Origin of the sequence: Myroides marinus, assembly GCF_900109075.1 — a bacterium.
Taxonomy (GTDB): domain Bacteria; phylum Bacteroidota; class Bacteroidia; order Flavobacteriales; family Flavobacteriaceae; genus Flavobacterium; species Flavobacterium marinum_A.
Map to the genome: position 1 here is coordinate 131,456 of NZ_FNYS01000004.1, position 18,241 is coordinate 149,696.

Annotated in this window: 9 protein-coding genes; 5 read left to right on the top strand and 4 right to left on the bottom strand. The window is 33.8% G+C overall.

Annotated features, from left to right (window positions below; genetic code table 11):
- Positions 1 to 112 precede the first annotated feature (112 nt).
- Entirely contained in the window at positions 113 to 1,669 is a 1,557-nt protein-coding gene (locus BMX53_RS06525) for an Rne/Rng family ribonuclease (RefSeq protein ID WP_038986104.1), read from the top strand.
- A 342-nt stretch (positions 1,670 to 2,011) separates the two neighbouring features.
- On the top strand, positions 2,012 to 5,404 hold the full coding sequence (locus tag BMX53_RS06530; RefSeq protein ID WP_074745215.1) for a hypothetical protein: 3,393 nt from the start codon (positions 2,012 to 2,014) through the stop codon (positions 5,402 to 5,404).
- Between the two features lie 54 nt (positions 5,405 to 5,458).
- On the opposite strand, the gene pbpC is transcribed toward BMX53_RS06530, so the two are convergent.
- From pbpC to BMX53_RS06545, 3 genes are read right to left on the bottom strand one after another with little or no spacing between them, the layout of a single operon-like run.
- Entirely contained in the window at positions 5,459 to 7,837 is a 2,379-nt protein-coding gene (gene pbpC / locus BMX53_RS06535) for a penicillin-binding protein 1C (RefSeq protein WP_074745217.1), read from the bottom strand.
- Between the two features lie 60 nt (positions 7,838 to 7,897).
- Complete coding sequence (locus tag BMX53_RS06540) at positions 7,898 to 13,423, bottom strand: alpha-2-macroglobulin family protein (protein WP_074745219.1); 5,526 nt, start codon at positions 13,421 to 13,423, stop codon at positions 7,898 to 7,900.
- Positions 13,424 to 13,437: 14 nt separating this feature from the next.
- The gene (locus BMX53_RS06545; protein ID WP_063176214.1) at positions 13,438 to 13,881 is read right to left on the bottom strand and encodes a nucleoside deaminase; all 444 of its coding nucleotides are present in this window, start codon (positions 13,879 to 13,881) and stop codon (positions 13,438 to 13,440) included.
- A 74-nt stretch (positions 13,882 to 13,955) separates the two neighbouring features.
- Here BMX53_RS06545 and BMX53_RS06550 point away from each other — a divergent pair, with 74 nt between their 5' ends.
- Genes BMX53_RS06550 through BMX53_RS06560 form a run of 3 tightly spaced genes read left to right on the top strand, consistent with a single transcriptional unit; the run spans position 13,956 to position 17,635 of the window.
- On the top strand, positions 13,956 to 15,722 hold the full coding sequence (locus BMX53_RS06550) for a 1-deoxy-D-xylulose-5-phosphate synthase (RefSeq protein WP_074745221.1): 1,767 nt from the start codon (positions 13,956 to 13,958) through the stop codon (positions 15,720 to 15,722).
- 3 nt (positions 15,723 to 15,725) lie between these two features.
- Positions 15,726 to 16,928: a DUF3078 domain-containing protein gene (locus BMX53_RS06555; RefSeq protein ID WP_063176216.1), complete on the top strand. Its 1,203-nt coding sequence runs from the start codon at positions 15,726 to 15,728 to the stop codon at positions 16,926 to 16,928.
- 11 nt (positions 16,929 to 16,939) lie between these two features.
- Positions 16,940 to 17,635 (top strand): porin family protein, encoded by a 696-nt coding sequence (locus BMX53_RS06560; RefSeq protein ID WP_074745223.1) that lies wholly within the window; start codon positions 16,940 to 16,942, stop codon positions 17,633 to 17,635.
- On the opposite strand, the gene BMX53_RS06565 is transcribed toward BMX53_RS06560, so the two are convergent.
- Entirely contained in the window at positions 17,623 to 18,237 is a 615-nt protein-coding gene (locus tag BMX53_RS06565; protein WP_074745225.1) for a hypothetical protein, read from the bottom strand. The genes BMX53_RS06560 and BMX53_RS06565 overlap by 13 nt on opposite strands.
- Positions 18,238 to 18,241: the final 4 nt, after the last annotated feature.

An 18,241-nucleotide genomic window follows, 5' to 3' on the forward strand; every position in this document is an offset into this window, starting at 1 on the left:
ATAAGGTAAGTTTTCCAGATAGAAATATCTGTATTGATGTTTAATCCATCTATACAAACTCGTTTGGTCATATTGACATCGTAATGAATGAGTATGGATAAAAATGTACAGTGTGAATAAAGAGCTAATTGTTAGGTCGAATTCTGATACAGTAGATTTTGCCTTATTAAAAGATGGAAAACTAATTGAACTACATCAAGAGAGAGAAGAGAGTGAAGATGATGGATTTCAGGTAGGTGATATATTTATCGCTAAGATCAGAAAGCCTGTTGCAGGACTTAATGCTGCATTTGTTCACGTAGGGTTTGAGAAAGATGCATTTTTGCACTATCACGATTTAGGACCTAATCTTCGAACTTTATTGAAGTTCACTAAACTTGTAAGCGGAGGTAAATTAAAAGATTACTCCTTAAAAAACTTTCCATTTGAAGAAGAAATTGATAAAGATGGTGTGGTTAGTGATGTATTAAGTGCTAATCAATCTTTGTTAGTTCAGATTGTTAAAGAACCTATTTCGACTAAAGGACCTCGTATTAGTTCTGAGTTATCTATCGCAGGACGTTATGTTGTTCTTGTTCCTTTCTCTAATAGAATTTCTATCTCTCAAAAAATAGAATCTAAAGAAGAAAAAGAACGTTTAAAGAAACTTCTACAAACAATTAAACCAAAGGGATTTGGAGTAATAGTACGTACTGTAGCAGAGGGTATGAAGGTAGCAGATATCGATAAGGATCTGCAAAACTTAATGACTCGCTGGAACAATATGTGCAAAAAATTAAGCGTAGCTCATCATCCTTCTAAGGTATTAGGAGAGGTAAATAAAGCATCTTCTATTCTTAGAGATGTCTTTAATGATACCTTTACTGGAATTATCACTGATGATGAAGATATGTTTTACCAAACGAAAGACTATTTGCAAGAGATAGCTCCTTCGAAAGTTTCTATAGTGAAGCACTATCAATCAATGGAAGTTCCGATTTTCGAAAAATATAATATCGAACGTCAGATTAAGACTTCTTTTGGAAGAACTGTATCTATGAGTAAGGGAGCTTATTTAATCATAGAACATACAGAGGCGTTGCACGTTATAGATGTAAACAGTGGAAACCGCTCAAACAAAGCTCAGTCTCAAGAAGACACTGCTCTAGAAGTAAACCTTATCGCTGCTGCTGAGATAGCTAGACAGCTTAGATTAAGGGATATGGGAGGGATTATAGTGGTCGATTTTATTGATATGGGGAATCCAGAGAATAGAAAGACGTTATATGACTTCTTAAAAGAGGAGATGAGTGATGATAAAGCAAAACATAAGATCTTGCCTCCTAGTAAATTTGGATTAATCCAAATCACTAGACAACGTGTTAGACCTGAAGTCAATATCGAAACAAGAGAAGAGGATCCAAATGAACATGGAGAAATCGAAGCTCCTATTCTTGTAATTGACAAAATAAAGGCTGACTTAGAAAATATTATTTCGAAAGATAAATCGAAAAAAATTATCTTAAATACGCATCCATTTATTGCTGCTTATTTAACGAAAGGAATCCCATCTATTAGAGCCAAGTGGTTCTTAGAATTCAAAAAATGGGTAAAAATAATACCACGTGACGCTTACACGTATCTAGAATACCATTTCTTAGATGATAAAGGAAATGAACTTTCAGAATAACAAAAAAACCGCTAGTATATACTAGCGGTTTTTTTGTTATTATTTATTTGATTTTGATGTTTTTAGTTAGACTTAGATATGTTTTACGCTTTTTGTACTGGTTATCAGTAGTTTAGCTTCTAATAAATAAGGCTTTTTGTAGGTTTTTTGTTATAATTCCCTTACTATTTGTGTGTTATACCTTTTACTACTTATTTTTTCTGAGGTTTTATAAGGGTTTGTATTATGTTCTTTACGTTTTAATAGATATTGGTATATAGTTATTTCTTTGATTGTTATAATTATGATAATAATGCAGTAATTTTAGTTAATAACAGTTGTTGTGAGTGAAAAATTAGTAATATGAAAAGCATTCTAATACCAGTGAGCTTGTTATTAAGTGGTTATTTAGCTTATGCGCAAGTAGGGATTGGAACTAAAGCACTTCATATTTCTGCTGTTCTTGATTTAAAGGCTGATGATAGAGGTTTATTAGTACCACAAGTCCAGTTAAAGAGCTTGAGTGATGGCTCTATTGTGAAAGGAGGGGGTCCTCATCTAGGTTTGTTAGTCTTTAATACTACTTCAAATGCTACTTTGCGTCCAGGTTTTTATTATTGGGGTAGTGATAATAGTGGTGATGTTCGAGGAAATCGTTGGATAGCTATAGGGGATGATGTTAATGCTTCTATGGGGAATAAGCCTAAGTTATCTCTAAAAGTAGAAAATAGTAGTTTAGTCTTAGGGGATAAAGATGGGAATATTGCTGCTGTACCATTGGTAGATTTGCAAGTGCCTACTTCTATTGTCGCAGATCCTATTAATAAAGGATCTTATATTTATACTAATGAGTCTAGACAGACTTTTAGGATAGATGTCGTTCAGGATGTGATTACTAATTTCGGTGATATCATTAAGAATAAGGAAGTTGTAAAAGAAATTGTAAAAGTATTAAAAGGTAAGTATGGTAACGTATTATATGAAAGTAATAAGTTTTATACTATTAACCCTGATACAGGAGTAAAAGAAGAGATAATCTGGAGTGATCTAGATACCACTAATAAGAGCTTTACTATTCAGAAAGAAGGTGATATAGATTACCTAGTTATTACTGATAGTAAAAACAATAAAGTTCACATGCCTGTAGCTGAGTTAGCTACAAACAAAACATTTGTCAAAGAGCTGACAGAGAACAAAGAGTTCATCGAGAAAATTACTAATAACAAAGAGTTCATTAAGAATATTATCAACAAGCTGAAAGGTAAGTATGGTAATGTTATTTATGAAGGTGGTAAGTTCTATACAGTAGATCCAGATACAGGAAATAAAACAGAGATTGTATGGAGTGATCTAGATACAACGAATGCTAAGTATGGTATTGAGGCAATCAATGGAGTGGAGAGCATTGTAATTACTGATAGTAAAAACAATAAAGTTCACATGCCTGTAGCTGAGTTAGCTACAAATAAAACATTTGTCAAAGAGCTGACAGAGAACAAAGAGTTTATTGAGAAGATTACTAATAACAACGAGTTCGTTAAGAATATTATCAACAAGCTGAAAGGTAAGTATGGTAATGTATACTATGATGGAAAAGACTTCTATACCTTAGATCCCGATACAGGAGCTAAGACTCTTATTTCATGGAGTGATTTAGATACAACGAATGCTAAGTATGGTATCGAGGCAATCAATGGAGTGGAGAGTATTGTAATTACTGATAGTAAAAACAATAAAGTTCACATGCCTGTAGCTGAGTTAGCTACAAACAAAACATTTGTCAAAGAGCTAACAGAGAACAAAGAGTTCATCGAGAAAATTACTAATAACAATGAGTTCGTCAAGAATATTATCAACAAGTTGAAAAGTAAGTATGGTAATGTTATTTATGAAGGTGGTAAATTCTATACAGTAGATCCAGATACAGGAAATAAAACAGAGATTGTATGGAGCGACTTAGATACTACGAATAAAAAATTTACGCTGGAAACAGAAGCAGGAGTTGATTATTTAGTAATTACAGATAGTAAATTAGGTACAGTTAAGATTGATGTTAAGGAGATTGCTGCGAGTAAAACTTTTATAGATGAGATAACTAATAATCCTAACTTTATTACCAATATTAAAAAGGTTCAGGCTTATGGAAGTATAGTTAATCAAACAAATGCAGAAAACACTTCTGATGTTAAGTTAGCTAAGAAGTTTAATAGTGGTAAAGAGAATGAGGCTGCAGTTTTATTATCAGAGACATTGACATCATTGGCTAAAGTAAAAGAAAATGGTACTTCTGATACGGATAATTTCATTGCTTATAACTATTTAGATGAGACAGGAAAACCTGCTCAAACTCAGATAACTGTTACTTCTGATGTTGTAGATAGTTTTGAACAAATCATTAAGGAACCAAAAGTTATTAATGAACTGAATAAGTTTATTACTAATGCAACAGGTAATGTAACTGTAAGTAAAGATCCAGTAACTAATAACATTACTATTTCTTATAAAGATAATGGTAATACAGAAGAGTTGCATCTAACAACAGAAGTGAAACGTGTTCAGAATTATGGTAGTCTTACTTCAGTAGCAGCAGATAAAGTTGCTAAAACAGGTAAAGGCTTAACATTTAATAATGGAAAAGAGGCTGCAGGTAGTTTTAATGAGTCTTTAACTGGATTTACAACTAAGACAGATAAAGTAACTCTAGAAGATGGAACACAAGGAGATGCTGTCACTTATGTGTATAAAGATGAGTCTACTAATGATCAATTGCTTCCAATTACTGCAGATATTGCTAAGACGTTTAAAACAATAGCTAATCAAGAAGGTAATAAAGAATATATTGAGAATATCGTGAATAATGCAGTGCCTTCTGGATTTACCTTTAATAATGGTAAAGAAGTGAAAGGAAGTTATGTTGAAACTGTGACTTCTTTAGAAAGAAAAGAAACACAAACTAATTTACCAGATAATAAAACAGGTAAGTCAATTAAGTATGAATATAAAGATGAGACAGGTAAGGTTATAGATATTACTGTAACAGATGATGTTGCTTCTTCATTCACAACAATTATTAATCAAGGGGATAACAAAACTGCTATTGAGAATATAATTAAGAACTTAATTAAATCTGAAGGAAGTAAAGTAACAGTTGAGAGAAATGCAACTAGTGGTGATGTAACTTTAGTTATTGTTAATGATCAAAATACAGAGAGAGTTAATATCTCTGCAATGATTAAAGACAACGCTAAAAATCCTTGGTTAGTTCAAGGTAGTGCAAATGTTACAACAACAGATACTGAGAATATCGCTCATACTGGTACAGTAGCAATTGGAGGTAATACTTTATTAAGTAACCCTAAGGCAACAAATACAAAACTATCTGTAACAGGTGATGTTGTTATTGACGGTAAGTTCTTCTCAGCTAACTCTGTTTATGCAGATTATGTGTTTGAAAAATACTTTACAGGGGCTTCAAATCTGAACCTAACTTACGAGTTTAAATCGTTAGATTACGTTAAAGATTTCGTTGAGAAGTATAACCACTTACCTGGTGTTACTAAGATCTCTGATGTTAGTAGATCAGAAGATGGTAAGTACATGATTGACTTTACAGAGCTATCTATTCAGCAACTTGAGAAAATAGAGGAGTTGTATTTACACACTATTGAACAAGAAGGTAAAATAGAAAGCTTAAATAAAAAGGTTGATGAGATGGAAGCAAGATTAAAAGCTTTAGAACAATTATTAAACAAGTAGTATATTTATTTTATAGTCAAAAAGAGGCTGTCTTCATTAAGAAGACAGCCTCTTTTATTTTGAACTACTTAGTTCTATTGTTATTTGTATAGTCTTACTATTTCCATCAGCATCTACTATGGTTAGGTAGTGCGAACCAGGTTCAGTAAGAATAGATTGCTCATGAAACATTGATGTTTCTCCTAAATACTGTTCGTCTAAGTACCAATATAGTTTTTTGATTGGATTATTAGTTGCAGCTTTGGCAATGAACGGTTGTGTTTTAGAGTAGAAATCCTTTGTTAAGTATATTACATCATTGTGTTTAGGATATATAAACTCAGTAGCTGTTTGGTTATTTGCACCTATACAATCCTCTCTAAACGGAGGTAGATCTTTATAATCAGTATAGTACCTCTTGTAAAAATGAGCCATAGTAGGAGGCAGGATAAACCAAGATTGATTGACTATATTATCCAATGATTCACATAGAGTATTGACTTGATATGTTAAGGTTTGATCTAAGTGAACTAGTTTGTGATAGGGGCATAGTTCTGTCTTTTTAGCTCGATATGGGACTAAACTTTTTGTCTTAGGACAATTAGGGCCTGCTAGATGACCAGATTGTGTACAGGTCTCTATTTCGTCCATATCGTTAAGTGGCTGTGCAAACCATGACGTACGAGGAAGTAGATTAAAAACATCAAATAATATAGGTCCAGCCATTCTCACACCACTGATTGAAGGACGTCCTTCTCCAGTAGCATTACCGACCCATACACCTACCACATATTTTTTGTTGACACCTACTGCCCATGCATCTCTTCCTCCAAAACTAGTTCCAGTCTTCCAAGCTATTTTAAGTGATGAGTCATAATATCTCCACGCTTCATCTCCCTCAGGTCTATTCACTAACGTTAGTGCTTTAAATGTGCTATAAATAGCTCCTGCACCTAAAGTATTCTTCTCAGAGCTTTCAGAACCAAAGTCTAATTGAATATCATTATTCCAGTTTAGATTTTGTATTTCATTACTTCTGTATTGCCCTTTAGATTTATTGTAATAGTTAAGTGTAGAAGCGAGACCAGCGTAGGCTTTGGTAATTTCCCATAGATTGCTCTCTGCACCACCTAGTATAAGCGATAATCCATAGTGATTAGGATGTTTATTGATTGACTTGAAACCTAAATTTTGCAACTGGTTATAAAATCTATAAATACCATATTTTTGAAGCATTAATACATATGGAATGTTTAATGATCTAAATAAGGCTTCATCTGCTGGCACTGCACCTTCATACGTACTATTAAAGTTTTCAGGTTTATAACCTGAGATTACTACAGGTATGTCTGCTACTAAAGATTTAGGTAGTAGTTCCGCGTCATCTAACATACTTCCGTATAAGAATGGTTTTAATATACTACCTGTGCTGCGTTGAGCATGGATGATATCTACGTCTTTTTTATGTTCTGCTGTAGTAGGTGTATTTCCTACATAACTAACTATATTGCGTGTCTCTACATCTATAACTATGACAGCAATATTGTATATTTCTGATTGACTATAATTAAAATAATATCCTTTTACGATATCATTAATTCGTTGTTGTATGTTGTAATCAATCGTTGTATTGTTTCGCTGTTGTAGATTAGTCTTAGCCACATATTGTAATAAGTGAGGAGCCATCTGAGGTAACTCGTGTGGCTTTTGTGGCAACGGTTCTTCTATAGCTAATAGATAAGTGTTCTCATCTATAACTTTTTTGTCTAATAACTTTTTAAGTAAGTTATTTCTTTTCTTAAGTAGAAGTTCTTGGTTTTTACCAGGATAGATAAGCCGTGGGGCATTAGGAAGTACAGCGAGTGTTGCACATTCTGCCCATGATAAGTGTTCTGGAGTAGTACCAAAGTAACGCCAAGCTGCAACATCTATACCTACGACATTACCTCCAAATGGAGCATGTGAAGCGTATAAGCGCAATATCTTATCCTTACTATATTTAAACTCTAGACGAGTAGCAAGTATGGCTTCTACAATTTTTTCTGCATAACTTCTCTTTTTACCATCTCTTGCTAATCGGATAGTTTGTTGTGTAAGGGTACTTCCTCCACGAACTACTTTATCAGATTTTAGGTTTGCCTTAAAGGCCTTAAACATAGAGACAGGGTTAACTCCCCAGTGATAGTAAAAGTATTCGTCTTCAAAAGCTATAATACATTCCTTAAACTTATCAGGAACAGAATCTACTTCAGGGAATCGCCATTGTCCATCAGAGGCTATCTGAGCGCCTAGTAATTTGTTGTCTTTACTTTCGATAACAGTAGAATAAGGCTTAGTGAATAGCTGTGATGGTAAACAGAAATAATATATAATTAGAAGAACAAAAAGGATACTAACCTTTATCTTCTTCTTTAAGGACCATGATTTCCAATTTAGGTAGGGTTTAATCTTCATATAAAACAAAAATACAGGGAATATGTATTCCCTGTATTTAATTAATTATTTATAACTCATTTAGTTCGTTACTTCTATCCATTGACCAGATGTACGACTTCTGTATGAGTTGTCATACATCCCTTCTGCATATACACCAGGCATATAATATTTACCTAAGTAAGAGGCATTAAGAACAACTCTTAATGTCTTAGTCTCATTTGGATTTAAGTTAAAATAGAAATTAGAACGGTCATCTCTAATATCTGTATGTCTTACAGGATTGTTATCTCCACCAGCATCAGTGTATCTCAAGTTTACAATTTCCCATCCTGAAGGGACAATATGTGTTAGAGCGACATTCTCTACGCTTCTAGCAGTAGTATTAGTAATTGTAATGAAAGCTACGAATTCTGTTCCTTGGGCTAAACTACTTGGGTTAATAGTCATTCCCCCTGGAGTTCTAAATGCTGTGCGTACACTTAAATTACTTTCTTCTACTAATTCTTTTCCTACAGGTAGTATACCGCTGTATGCTACTCGTGCGTATACAGTAGAGCTGTTTTTGTTGACTAGTTTAACTTGATTGTTACTAGCAATAGATTTAAAGTCATACTCATACATATTGTTTTTAGTAGTAGCATTAGTAGTACTACCACTGTTAGTGAAGTCTACATTAATGCCTTCTGTAGATTTATTACTCTTCACATAAGCAGACATCACATTTAGACCATAAGCTGTGCTCTGAGTACTCATCCATGTGTTAGATCCTAATCTCTTCGCTAATATCATAGCGTACTCATGCATTAGTTTATTGTTAGATTTCGTTAAGATCAATGTTTCTAATGCCATTGCTATTCTACGTTCATAAGAACCATAATAGTAATAATAAGAATCGCTGTTCTCAATTACGGATGTACTAGCAATTAATTTATTAGCAGCATCTTTTTGCCCAGCTAGGGCATAAGTTGCAGCTAAGCGTAGTTTAGAATCAGCAGAGATACCTTTAGTCTCTCTAAGTCTATTCATAGAAGCTAGATCTGCACTACCAGCTAGAGCAAGAGTATACAGTCTATAAGCTTGTGGCAAATCATTTTGGTAGCGACTGTTATAAGACCACTGCTTTACTGCTTTCTGTTGATAAGAGATTGCATTAGCTTTGCTACCAATAGGCAGAGCAAAACCTCTCTTTTCTGCTTCTAGCATAAAGTGTGTTATATAAGAAGTAGTCCAGTCATCAGAATATGAATCACTGCTCCAGTATCTGAAGCTACCATCAGATAACTGACGTTGTGCTAATACTCTTAAACCTTCATTTACGTTTCGTTGTAAGCTTTCCTTTTTGCTTTTGCTTACATATACTAGATCTTCTAAGAATATCTGTGGGAATACACCAGACGTTACTTGTTCACTACATCCGTGAGGATATCTGATAAGGAAGTTAAGTCTAGAGGTAAGATTAATACCAGGGAAAGTAGAAAGCTCTAACGTAGCCTTATTACTTCCTGTCACACCGAAGCGTTCCCATTCTAATTCTTTAGTACTATTTGGTTCTAATACAACATCAACTGCGCGGACAGTAACAGGGTTAGGATTTAATACATCCATTTCCACTACATAAGATGCCTTTTCGTTACCTGATGTAGCTTCTATCTCAACCTTTGAAACACCTGTTTTTTGCATTACTTCTAATTCACAATACACTACCTTTTCATCAGGTTCGTCAAAGTTTACTTGTTGAGTAGCGTTGTTTTGTATTTGGAATTTATCATCTGTTTTTACTCTTACTGTTACGTTTTTCACATGTTTCTCCATAGCGAAGATTGTGATTGGTAGAGTTATTTTCTCTCCAGGTACAGCTCTTCTAGGAAGAGAACCTAATATCATAAGAGGGTTGTTAACCTTCACAGTTTTCTCTACACTTCCATATGCTTTAGTAGCTACATTAGATGCTACCACCATAGCACGTACAGAACCGATGTATTTAGGTAATTTGATTTTATGAGTACCAGTTTTACCACCATCTAATACAAATGGACCTAAGTGAATTACAACAGGTTTAAACCTGTTTGCTTTTTTCACTTGTCCAGCACCTAAATCCTCATCACCACCAATACTAAATACTTGGTTGATTGCCCCACCATAAGCACCTATTACGTTGTCATAGATGTCCCAAGTACGTACTCCTAAAGCAGTTTTACTATAGAAGTTGTTCCACGGGTTAGGTGTCTTAAATCGAGTAAGATCCAATAGACCATCTTCAACGATAGCGATAGTATAAGTCATCTTTTGACCAGCTTTTTCTTTCACTTGAACTGTAAACTCTTGTTCAGGTTTAAGTTTGTCTGGCATTGTGATGACAGGTTCTAGTTTTGTCTTCTTGTTATAAACATTAATTGGAGCAACTCCATACATACGTATAGGAGAGTTGTTTACTGTAGACGCATGAGGTTGTATAGCAGATACACTGATGTATACATTAGGAGCCATTGCATCAGTAGTATTTATCTCAAATGTAGTTTCTCCTTTTTGAGTTTTTACCCAATGAGTTTCTATTACACTTGAACCGTTCTCTACAGAGACTAAAGCTCTACCTCCTTCACTAGAAGGGAATGATAGTTTTATTTTTTCTCCTGTATTATAATCTTTTTTATCTGTTGCAATAGCTAGTACTGTAGCTTCTTTACCTTGTGAATGTTTAGTTTTACCTGACCAATATGGGTAATCTACATATACTACTGAAGAAGCAATATGTTTACCATATTTATCACGAGCTACAATCTCATAAGTACCCCAATCTTGTTCTGGAATAGTCAGAGAGTAAGCTGTAGTACCTTTAGATGATGTAGTGTATTCTACAGCATCTTTGTATACAGAATAATAGTTAGAACTACTGTAACTAGAGGCTCCATCATTATTATTACTCCACCACCAGTAACCTTTTTTGCGGTATACTGTTACTTCTATATCTGCCGATTTAGCTTGACCTTGAGCATTCAGTGTTACGAAAGAGAAGTTTAATGGTTTATCTGTTTCGTAATAACCATATTTATTTGCATCAGGAGCTTTAATACCTACATAAGTGTTATGAGGAGAAATAGTAGCAGTAGATACATCTGTTGACATATCACCACCATTCTCATGTACTGTAGTAGTAAAAATAGCTTTAAGCGTACCAGTATTTTCTGGAATATTAGACATACTTACATAGAAGTTAAAATCTCCATCCAAGTCTGTAGTTCCTGAGTAAGCATTTAATTCTTGAGAACCATAAGAGCTTAAAGTGTTACTGAATGAATAGTTCTTATATCCATCAAAAGTTGTTGTCTGAGGCAATAACTTAAGAGCTACTTCAGCTTTAAGGTTTTTAGCAACACTACCTTGTAACCATTGTACATTGTAGTCTACTTTTACTCCACTTCCTGAATTGTAAACTGTTTTTCCTTCTATATTGTTTTTGATTTTTAAGCGGTTAGGCTTAATAGTTTCAATCTTTATTTGTTTGTAGAATTTAGCTCCACCTACACTAACAACTGCTTGCCAGTTACCAGTTACAGATTCTTGAGTTGTTTTTAACAAGAAAGAGTAGTGGTTATTCGCATTTTTCTTTTGTACTACTTGATCAACCACTTTTCCAAAAGGATCTGAGAATGTTAGCTTAATTGGGTGATTCGCAGGTAGAGGATTAGCTAAGTCATCTAGTATAAAATCTAAGTAGATGTCATCACCAGGTCTCCATACACCCCTTTCTGTATAGATATATCCATTAATTCCTTTCACTAGAGTTGTACCGTCTACGTCATAGTTACTCATTGATAGAGAATTAGCTTCATCTACCTTCACATATGTCGTACTCTTATCATCTTTAACGATAACAAAAGCAGGCTTTTTCTTTTCTAGATTAACAGTTAAGATACCATCTGTATCTGTCTTGGCAGATGTGATTAACTGTTGTTTAAATGTATAAAATTCAACTGTTGCAGCTGCCACAGGATTAGTAGTAATGATATCTGATACTACAACAGTATAGATATTGTTATTTCCTCCTTTTACAATAACACCTAGATCACTTGCTAGTACATTAGTAGCAGGTTTCTCATGGTAATAGTAGTAAGAGTTAGAACAAGGATTATCTTTCTCTTCCCAATTGTAATCATAATAGTAGTAATCGTATTCATCATCATACTCATTAGTTTCCATTTCGTCTAAGTCTGCAGACTCTTCTTCAACAATTTCTTCTTCTTCGATATCACTATTAGAACAGTCGTAAAGAGAATAAGATTTTTTAAATGAGAATTCTACTCTATAAATCGCTCCTGGAGCAGGATTGATTAGAGTTGATAAATCTAATGCGTAAGTATTGTACTTTAATAGCGCATTTGCATTAGGATTGGTTAGTTTGATAGTTGTTTTAGCAATAGGATCAGCTACTCTATACAAACTGTACTTACCATCTAGATTGTTTTCTTGTAAGAACTGTAGAATATTGTTCTCGTAGATTTTATATACTTTTACATCTACAGCATTAAGTGTAGTTGCTTTAAAATTTATTTTTAAGTTTTCAGAACTAGGTAAGATTGTTCCACTACTGATTAATTGAACATCTGGTTTAAGAATACCAAAGTTTAATTCGTATACCTCAGAAGATTGAGTTTTGTTGCCTTTAGTGTCTTCGATACCTGCACTTACTCTTACCATTACTTTATCTTGTAATGCTTTGTCTGCAAATACTTTTAAGACATTCCCTTCAGCAGAAAACGTTAGGTTAGCATCGTTATTCTCTAAGTCAATTAATCCACTAAAGTCTTGGTTCTTCTTGATAGGATTAGAAAAGTTAATCCAGAATGCTTGTGGATCATTAACTACAGGTTCTACTTTAAACTGGTAGAATGCATTTTGTTTAGGCACTGTGTAAACATCAGTGCTCTTAGCATCATTATTAACAGCCTTTCCGTTGATATTTACATCTATAGTTGTTTCAGCAACTTGTCTACTAATCTTGTTTATCGTGAATTTAAACTCCTTAGCTTCTTCTTTGTCGTCAGTTGTAAATTTTATGTCTAAGTTCTTTTTTTCCTGTGAGGCACTTAGAACTTTTTTAGCATCAGCAGTAGATAGCCAGTCACTAGTCGTCAGTGTCCCATTAAGTACATACTCAGTATCACTTACAGTCTGTAAGTCTAATAAATCTGTATGAAAAGTTTGTGGCACAGTCATTACCATAAAAGTAAAGTCTTTTAAGGCTTCTTCTGTATCAACTACTTCTCCTAAGTGGAATGTAATATTATATCTTTGATCTTGTTTTAATCTTTCAGCAGGTATAAAACGTATCACATCATTAGGCATATAGATTACCTTACCTTTCACAGAAGGCGTGATAGTGAATAGGTCTTTATCTAATTCTTCATTAGCTTTCCAATTCTTCCAGTTTTTAGGAATATTAATATCGATAGGGTCTTTAGTAGAGATCACACCAGCAGTAAATGCTAAGATATATTCGCTAAATAGTTTTGGGTTAGAAAGATTGACATTTACATCCCCTTTTTTACATGATTGCAGTGATATAAAAACACAGCAAATGAGGATTAGTAGATTTTTGATTTTCATAGCGGTAGTCAATTTTATTTTCTCTTGTTTTCAAAAAATGTTTTCATAAGATCTGCGCATTCTTGCTCTAATACACCTGAGATAACTTCTGTTTTGGGATGCAGTTGTCCTCCTATTGCTTTAAAACCTCTTTTTTCATCAGAAGCTCCGTAAACAATTTTAGTTATTTGGCTCCAATATAAGGCTCCAGCACACATCTGGCAAGGTTCTAAAGTTACAAATAAAGTGCAGTTTTTCAAATATTTAGCTCCTAAATAATTAGCTGCAGAGGAGATCGCTTGAATCTCTGCATGAGCAGTGACATCGTGAAGTAATTCTGTCAAATTATGACTTTTAGCAATAATCTGATTGTTTGCAACTACTATCGCTCCTACAGGAATTTCTCCTTTGTGGAATGCCTCTTTCGCTTCATTTAAGGCGATTTGCATAAAATATTCGTTTGTGAAAAGTGTATCCATTCTATTGTGTTAAACATAAATGCGAAGTCAAAAGTAAAAACAAAATTGTAATTTTGTTTTTTATTTTATTTGGAATGCCTAAAAACTTACTTGAACATATCAATAGCCCTGAGGAACTTAAGAAACTATCAATTGTTGAATTGCAAGAACTTGCTATAGAATTGCGAAGATTTATAATTGATATAGTAGCTAGTAAAGAAGGGCATTTAGGAGCTAGTTTAGGAGTAGTAGAGTTAACTATTGCTCTTCACTATGTTTTTGATGCACCTAGTGATAACTTGGTATGGGATGTAGGGCATCAGGCGTATGGTCATAAACTTTTGACAGGTAGGAGAGAAGTGTTTCATACGAATAGACAGAAAGATGGTATTAGTGGATTCCCAAAAAGAGAAGAGAGTGTGTATGACGCGTTTGGAGTAGGGCATTCATCCACTGCTATATCAGCTGTTTTGGGTATGGCTTTAGCTGCACAACTTAAAGGTGAGAAAGACAGACAGCATATCGCAGTAGTAGGAGATGCTTCAATTGCTTCTGGTATGGCCTTCGAAGGACTTAATCACGCAGGTGTTACAGATGCCAATATGTTAGTTATTCTAAATGACAATGCAATAGGTATTGATCCTAGTGTTGGAGCGCTTAAAGATTATCTAACTTCTGTAAAAGAAGGAAAGAATCCTCGTGCTAATAATATGATTAAGTCATTACACTTTGATTATTATGGGCCAATTGATGGACATGATTTGCCTCGTCTGATTAAAGAGTTAGAAAGATTAAAACAAATAAAGGGACCAAAGTTTTTACATGTTATTACTACTAAAGGTAAGGGGTTAAAACAGGCAGAAGAGAATCAAGTTAAATATCACGCTCCAGGTAAGTTTAATAAAGAGACAGGAGAATTAATAAAACGAGAAGAAAGCGAATTCCCTTCTAAATTTCAAGACGTTTTTGGATTGACATTAGTGGAGTTGGCTGAGGTAAATAAAAAGATAGTGGGTATTACACCTGCTATGCCTACGGGAAGTTCTCTTAAGTTTATGATGGATGCTTTTCCAGATCGAGCTTTAGATGTAGGAATAGCAGAACAACACGCAGTAACTCTTGCCGCAGGTATGGCTACAGAAGGTTTGATACCATTCTGTGCTATTTACTCTACCTTTTTGCAGAGAGCTTATGATCAAGTGATTCATGATGTTGCATTACAAAATTTACCAGTTGTATTTTGTCTAGACCGAGCAGGATTAGTAGGGGAAGATGGGGCTACACATCAAGGGGTTTACGATATAGCGTATTTAAATTGTATCCCTAATATGGTCATAGCAACACCTTTAAATGAGTTAGAATTGCGTAATTTGCTTTATACTGCTCAGTTAGGTATAGATTACCCATTAGCTATTCGCTATCCTAGAGGAAAAGGATATATTGATTATTCATGGAAGTTCCCTTTTGAGAAAATTAATATAGGAAGTGTTTCTCAAATAAAAAAAGGAAATAAATTTGCATTTATATCTGTTGGAACAATTGGGAACAATGTTATTAAAGCGATGACGTTATCTAATAGTGAAGATTGGTCGCATTATCACTTTAGTTTTGTTAAACCATTGAATGAAGAAGCTTTGCATAGTATATGTCAACAGTATGAAAGGATAATTACTATAGAAGATGGTACTGTGAAAGGAGGATTTGGTAGTATGGTTAGTCAGTTTGTGACAGCTAATTATCCTGGATTATCTGTGCAGATATTAGGGGTAAAAGATGAATTTATAGAACATGCTACTGTTTTAGAGCAACAGCAAGCTTGTAGAATAGATATAGAAAGTATAGTAGAGATTATAAATAAGTAGGTTTTGAAAAAGATTAAGAAAGGTTTAATTGGTTTAGTTGTATTAGGAGGATGTTTAAACTCTTATGCACAAGAAGTTACTGAGAATAAGAATGAAGCTGAGGTTGACATCCAGAGCATCAAGAAAGATACTTTGAATCTTCAAGAGAATCCATTTAATCCATTGATGGGCTTTTTGCCAGCAAAGGATTATAGTGGTGGAACTATCTCTTATGGTAGTAATGCTAGAGGTGATGTTCCTTTCTTTAAACCAGAAGTTTTTGTTGAGAGAAAGAAGCCTAAGGTTAATCAAATAAAAATGAATTATAATCCTAATATCGATTTAAGCCTGCTTCCAATTAATAATGAAATCATTGGATATTGGGAAAAGACAAATAGATTAGGATTAGATTTTAACCAAATAGCATTTGTGAACTGGAGTGCCGGAGGAGATAACTCTATTTCTGGGCTTGTAAAAGGAGAATTTGGAAGAAAGTATATTAAGGGACGTCTAGTATGGGATAATCTCTTAAACTTGAGATATGGGATAAATAAGCAGTCAGATAGAGAGATGCGTAAGACAGATGACGTGATAGAATTAAACTCTACTTTTGGATATAGATCTACTGCTATTTCAGATTGGTATTATGTAGCGAAGTTAAACTTTAAGACTCAGTTTACTAATGGTTATAATTACCCAAACGTAGATAATCCTGTATCTGGATGGATGGCACCTGCTTATCTATTTGTCGGAGCGGGGGCTGAGTATGTAGATCCTAAGACTGATATGAAGTTTTATATTTCTCCTCTTACCCATAAGGCAACATTTGTTAATAATCAAGATTTAGCTGATCAAGGAGCTTTCGGTGTGAACAAAGCAGAGAAAGATGATCTAGGTAATATTATTAAAAGAGGTTCTAGATATAGAGCTGAGATTGGTTTTTTAATAAGTAGTGAATGGAAGAAGGAAATATTTAAGAATATGTTCTATCAACATAAGTTAACTCTATATAGTGATTACGTTGATAACTTTGGTAATGTTGATTTTATGTTTGAGATGAAACTTGACCTAAAGGTAAATGAGTATGTGAGAGCTAACGTAGGTACTTATATGATCTATGATGATAATGTGAAGACAAAGGTTGTTAAAGATGGAGTTACTACTATGGAGGGGCCAAAGATGCAGTTTAAACAGACATTAGGTGTAGGATTAACCTATGCTTTTTAATTAGAAATGCTATGAAGAAATTATTAATTGTTTTAGTATGTCTATTTAGTTCTTATGTCTCTATGGCACAGGAGCTCATTGAAGGGGAAACTGTAGTACAAGATTCTTTAAAAGGAGTGGACTTTAAGTATAGAGAAGACCAGTTCTACTTTGGTATTACTCATACATTAATGCAAGATAAACCTGGAGGGTATTCTCCTAGTTCTGTATCAGTAGGTATGAGTGGAGGTTTCTTACGCGACTTTCCTATTAACAAGAGTCGCAATATAGCTATTGCTCCTGGTGTAGGGTACTCTTATGTAAACTTAAGAGGAAATCTAGGAGTAACACCAGAACATGAACACGTTATTTTAAATTCGTTTAAGAAGAGTAGTATATCTCTACATGCTATAGACTTTCCTATTGAGTTGAGATGGCGTACATCTACACCTTATAGTCATAAGTTCTGGAGAATGTATGTAGGCTTTAAAGCTAGCTATGTGTTCTCTGATCGTACTAAGACTACAACATCAGAGTATTCAACAGAATACTATAATGATAAGAACCAAAATAAGTGGCTTTACGGAATGTACTTATCAGCAGGATTTAATACGTGGAATTTTTATATGTATTACGGTCTTAATAATGTCTATAAGAACGATATTATAAAAGGAGATGCTTATAAGCTTAAAATGTTGAATGTAGGAGTGATGTTCTATATACTATAACGAGCGATACAATAAATAACTCCAGGTAGTATTCCGATTAAGAAGCCTTGTATAATTTCTTTTGAAGTATGTGCTTTAAGAAGTAATCTAGAAGAAGCTACGAAGCCCAATAAAAAAACAAAGCCTATTAAACCTATTATATCTGGTTTTTGAAGTTCTATCAATAGATGAATAAAAAATATAAAACTATTAGCAAGTGTTGCCATGTGTACACTTGCTTTTTGTTTTAATAAGGCAAATAGAAGTAATAGCAAATAACTATTCATCAATCCCCAGAAATATAAACGTATGGTATAAGCACTGTTTTCTAATAGGATATAATCCTTTAGTGTTAGTAGTAAACCTATATTAATGATAAATGGTATAAGCCTTTCCTTTATAGAACTTACCATCACAGTACTATTTATTAGTCTAATGGACTTTAATAGTACATAGATACATATTGGTAATAAGCAAGTCATTATAAGTACTTGTCCTAGGACTATGGAGATTTCTACAGAATTAAAGTAGAAGCTAGCCAAAGAAAAGTATAACAACGTTGTTAAGAAAGGTACAGTTATAGGATGAAATACGTATGAGAATAGTTTTGCTGTTCTTTCCATAGCC

Bases quoted from the DNA above. Each gene is read 5' to 3' on its own strand.
- pbpC (WP_074745217.1), bottom strand. From the start codon at position 7,837: ATGAAGATTAAACCCTACCTAAATTGGAAATCATGGTCCTTAAAGAAG.
- BMX53_RS06550 (WP_074745221.1), top strand. From the start codon at position 13,956: ATGCCTAAAAACTTACTTGAACATATCAATAGCCCTGAGGAACTTAAG.
- BMX53_RS06560 (WP_074745223.1), top strand. From the start codon at position 16,940: ATGAAGAAATTATTAATTGTTTTAGTATGTCTATTTAGTTCTTATGTC.
- BMX53_RS06565 (WP_074745225.1), bottom strand. From the start codon at position 18,237: ATGGAAAGAACAGCAAAACTATTCTCATACGTATTTCATCCTATAACT.
- BMX53_RS06540 (WP_074745219.1), bottom strand. From the start codon at position 13,423: ATGAAAATCAAAAATCTACTAATCCTCATTTGCTGTGTTTTTATATCA.
- BMX53_RS06530 (WP_074745215.1), top strand. From the start codon at position 2,012: ATGAAAAGCATTCTAATACCAGTGAGCTTGTTATTAAGTGGTTATTTA.
- BMX53_RS06545 (WP_063176214.1), bottom strand. From the start codon at position 13,881: ATGGATACACTTTTCACAAACGAATATTTTATGCAAATCGCCTTAAAT.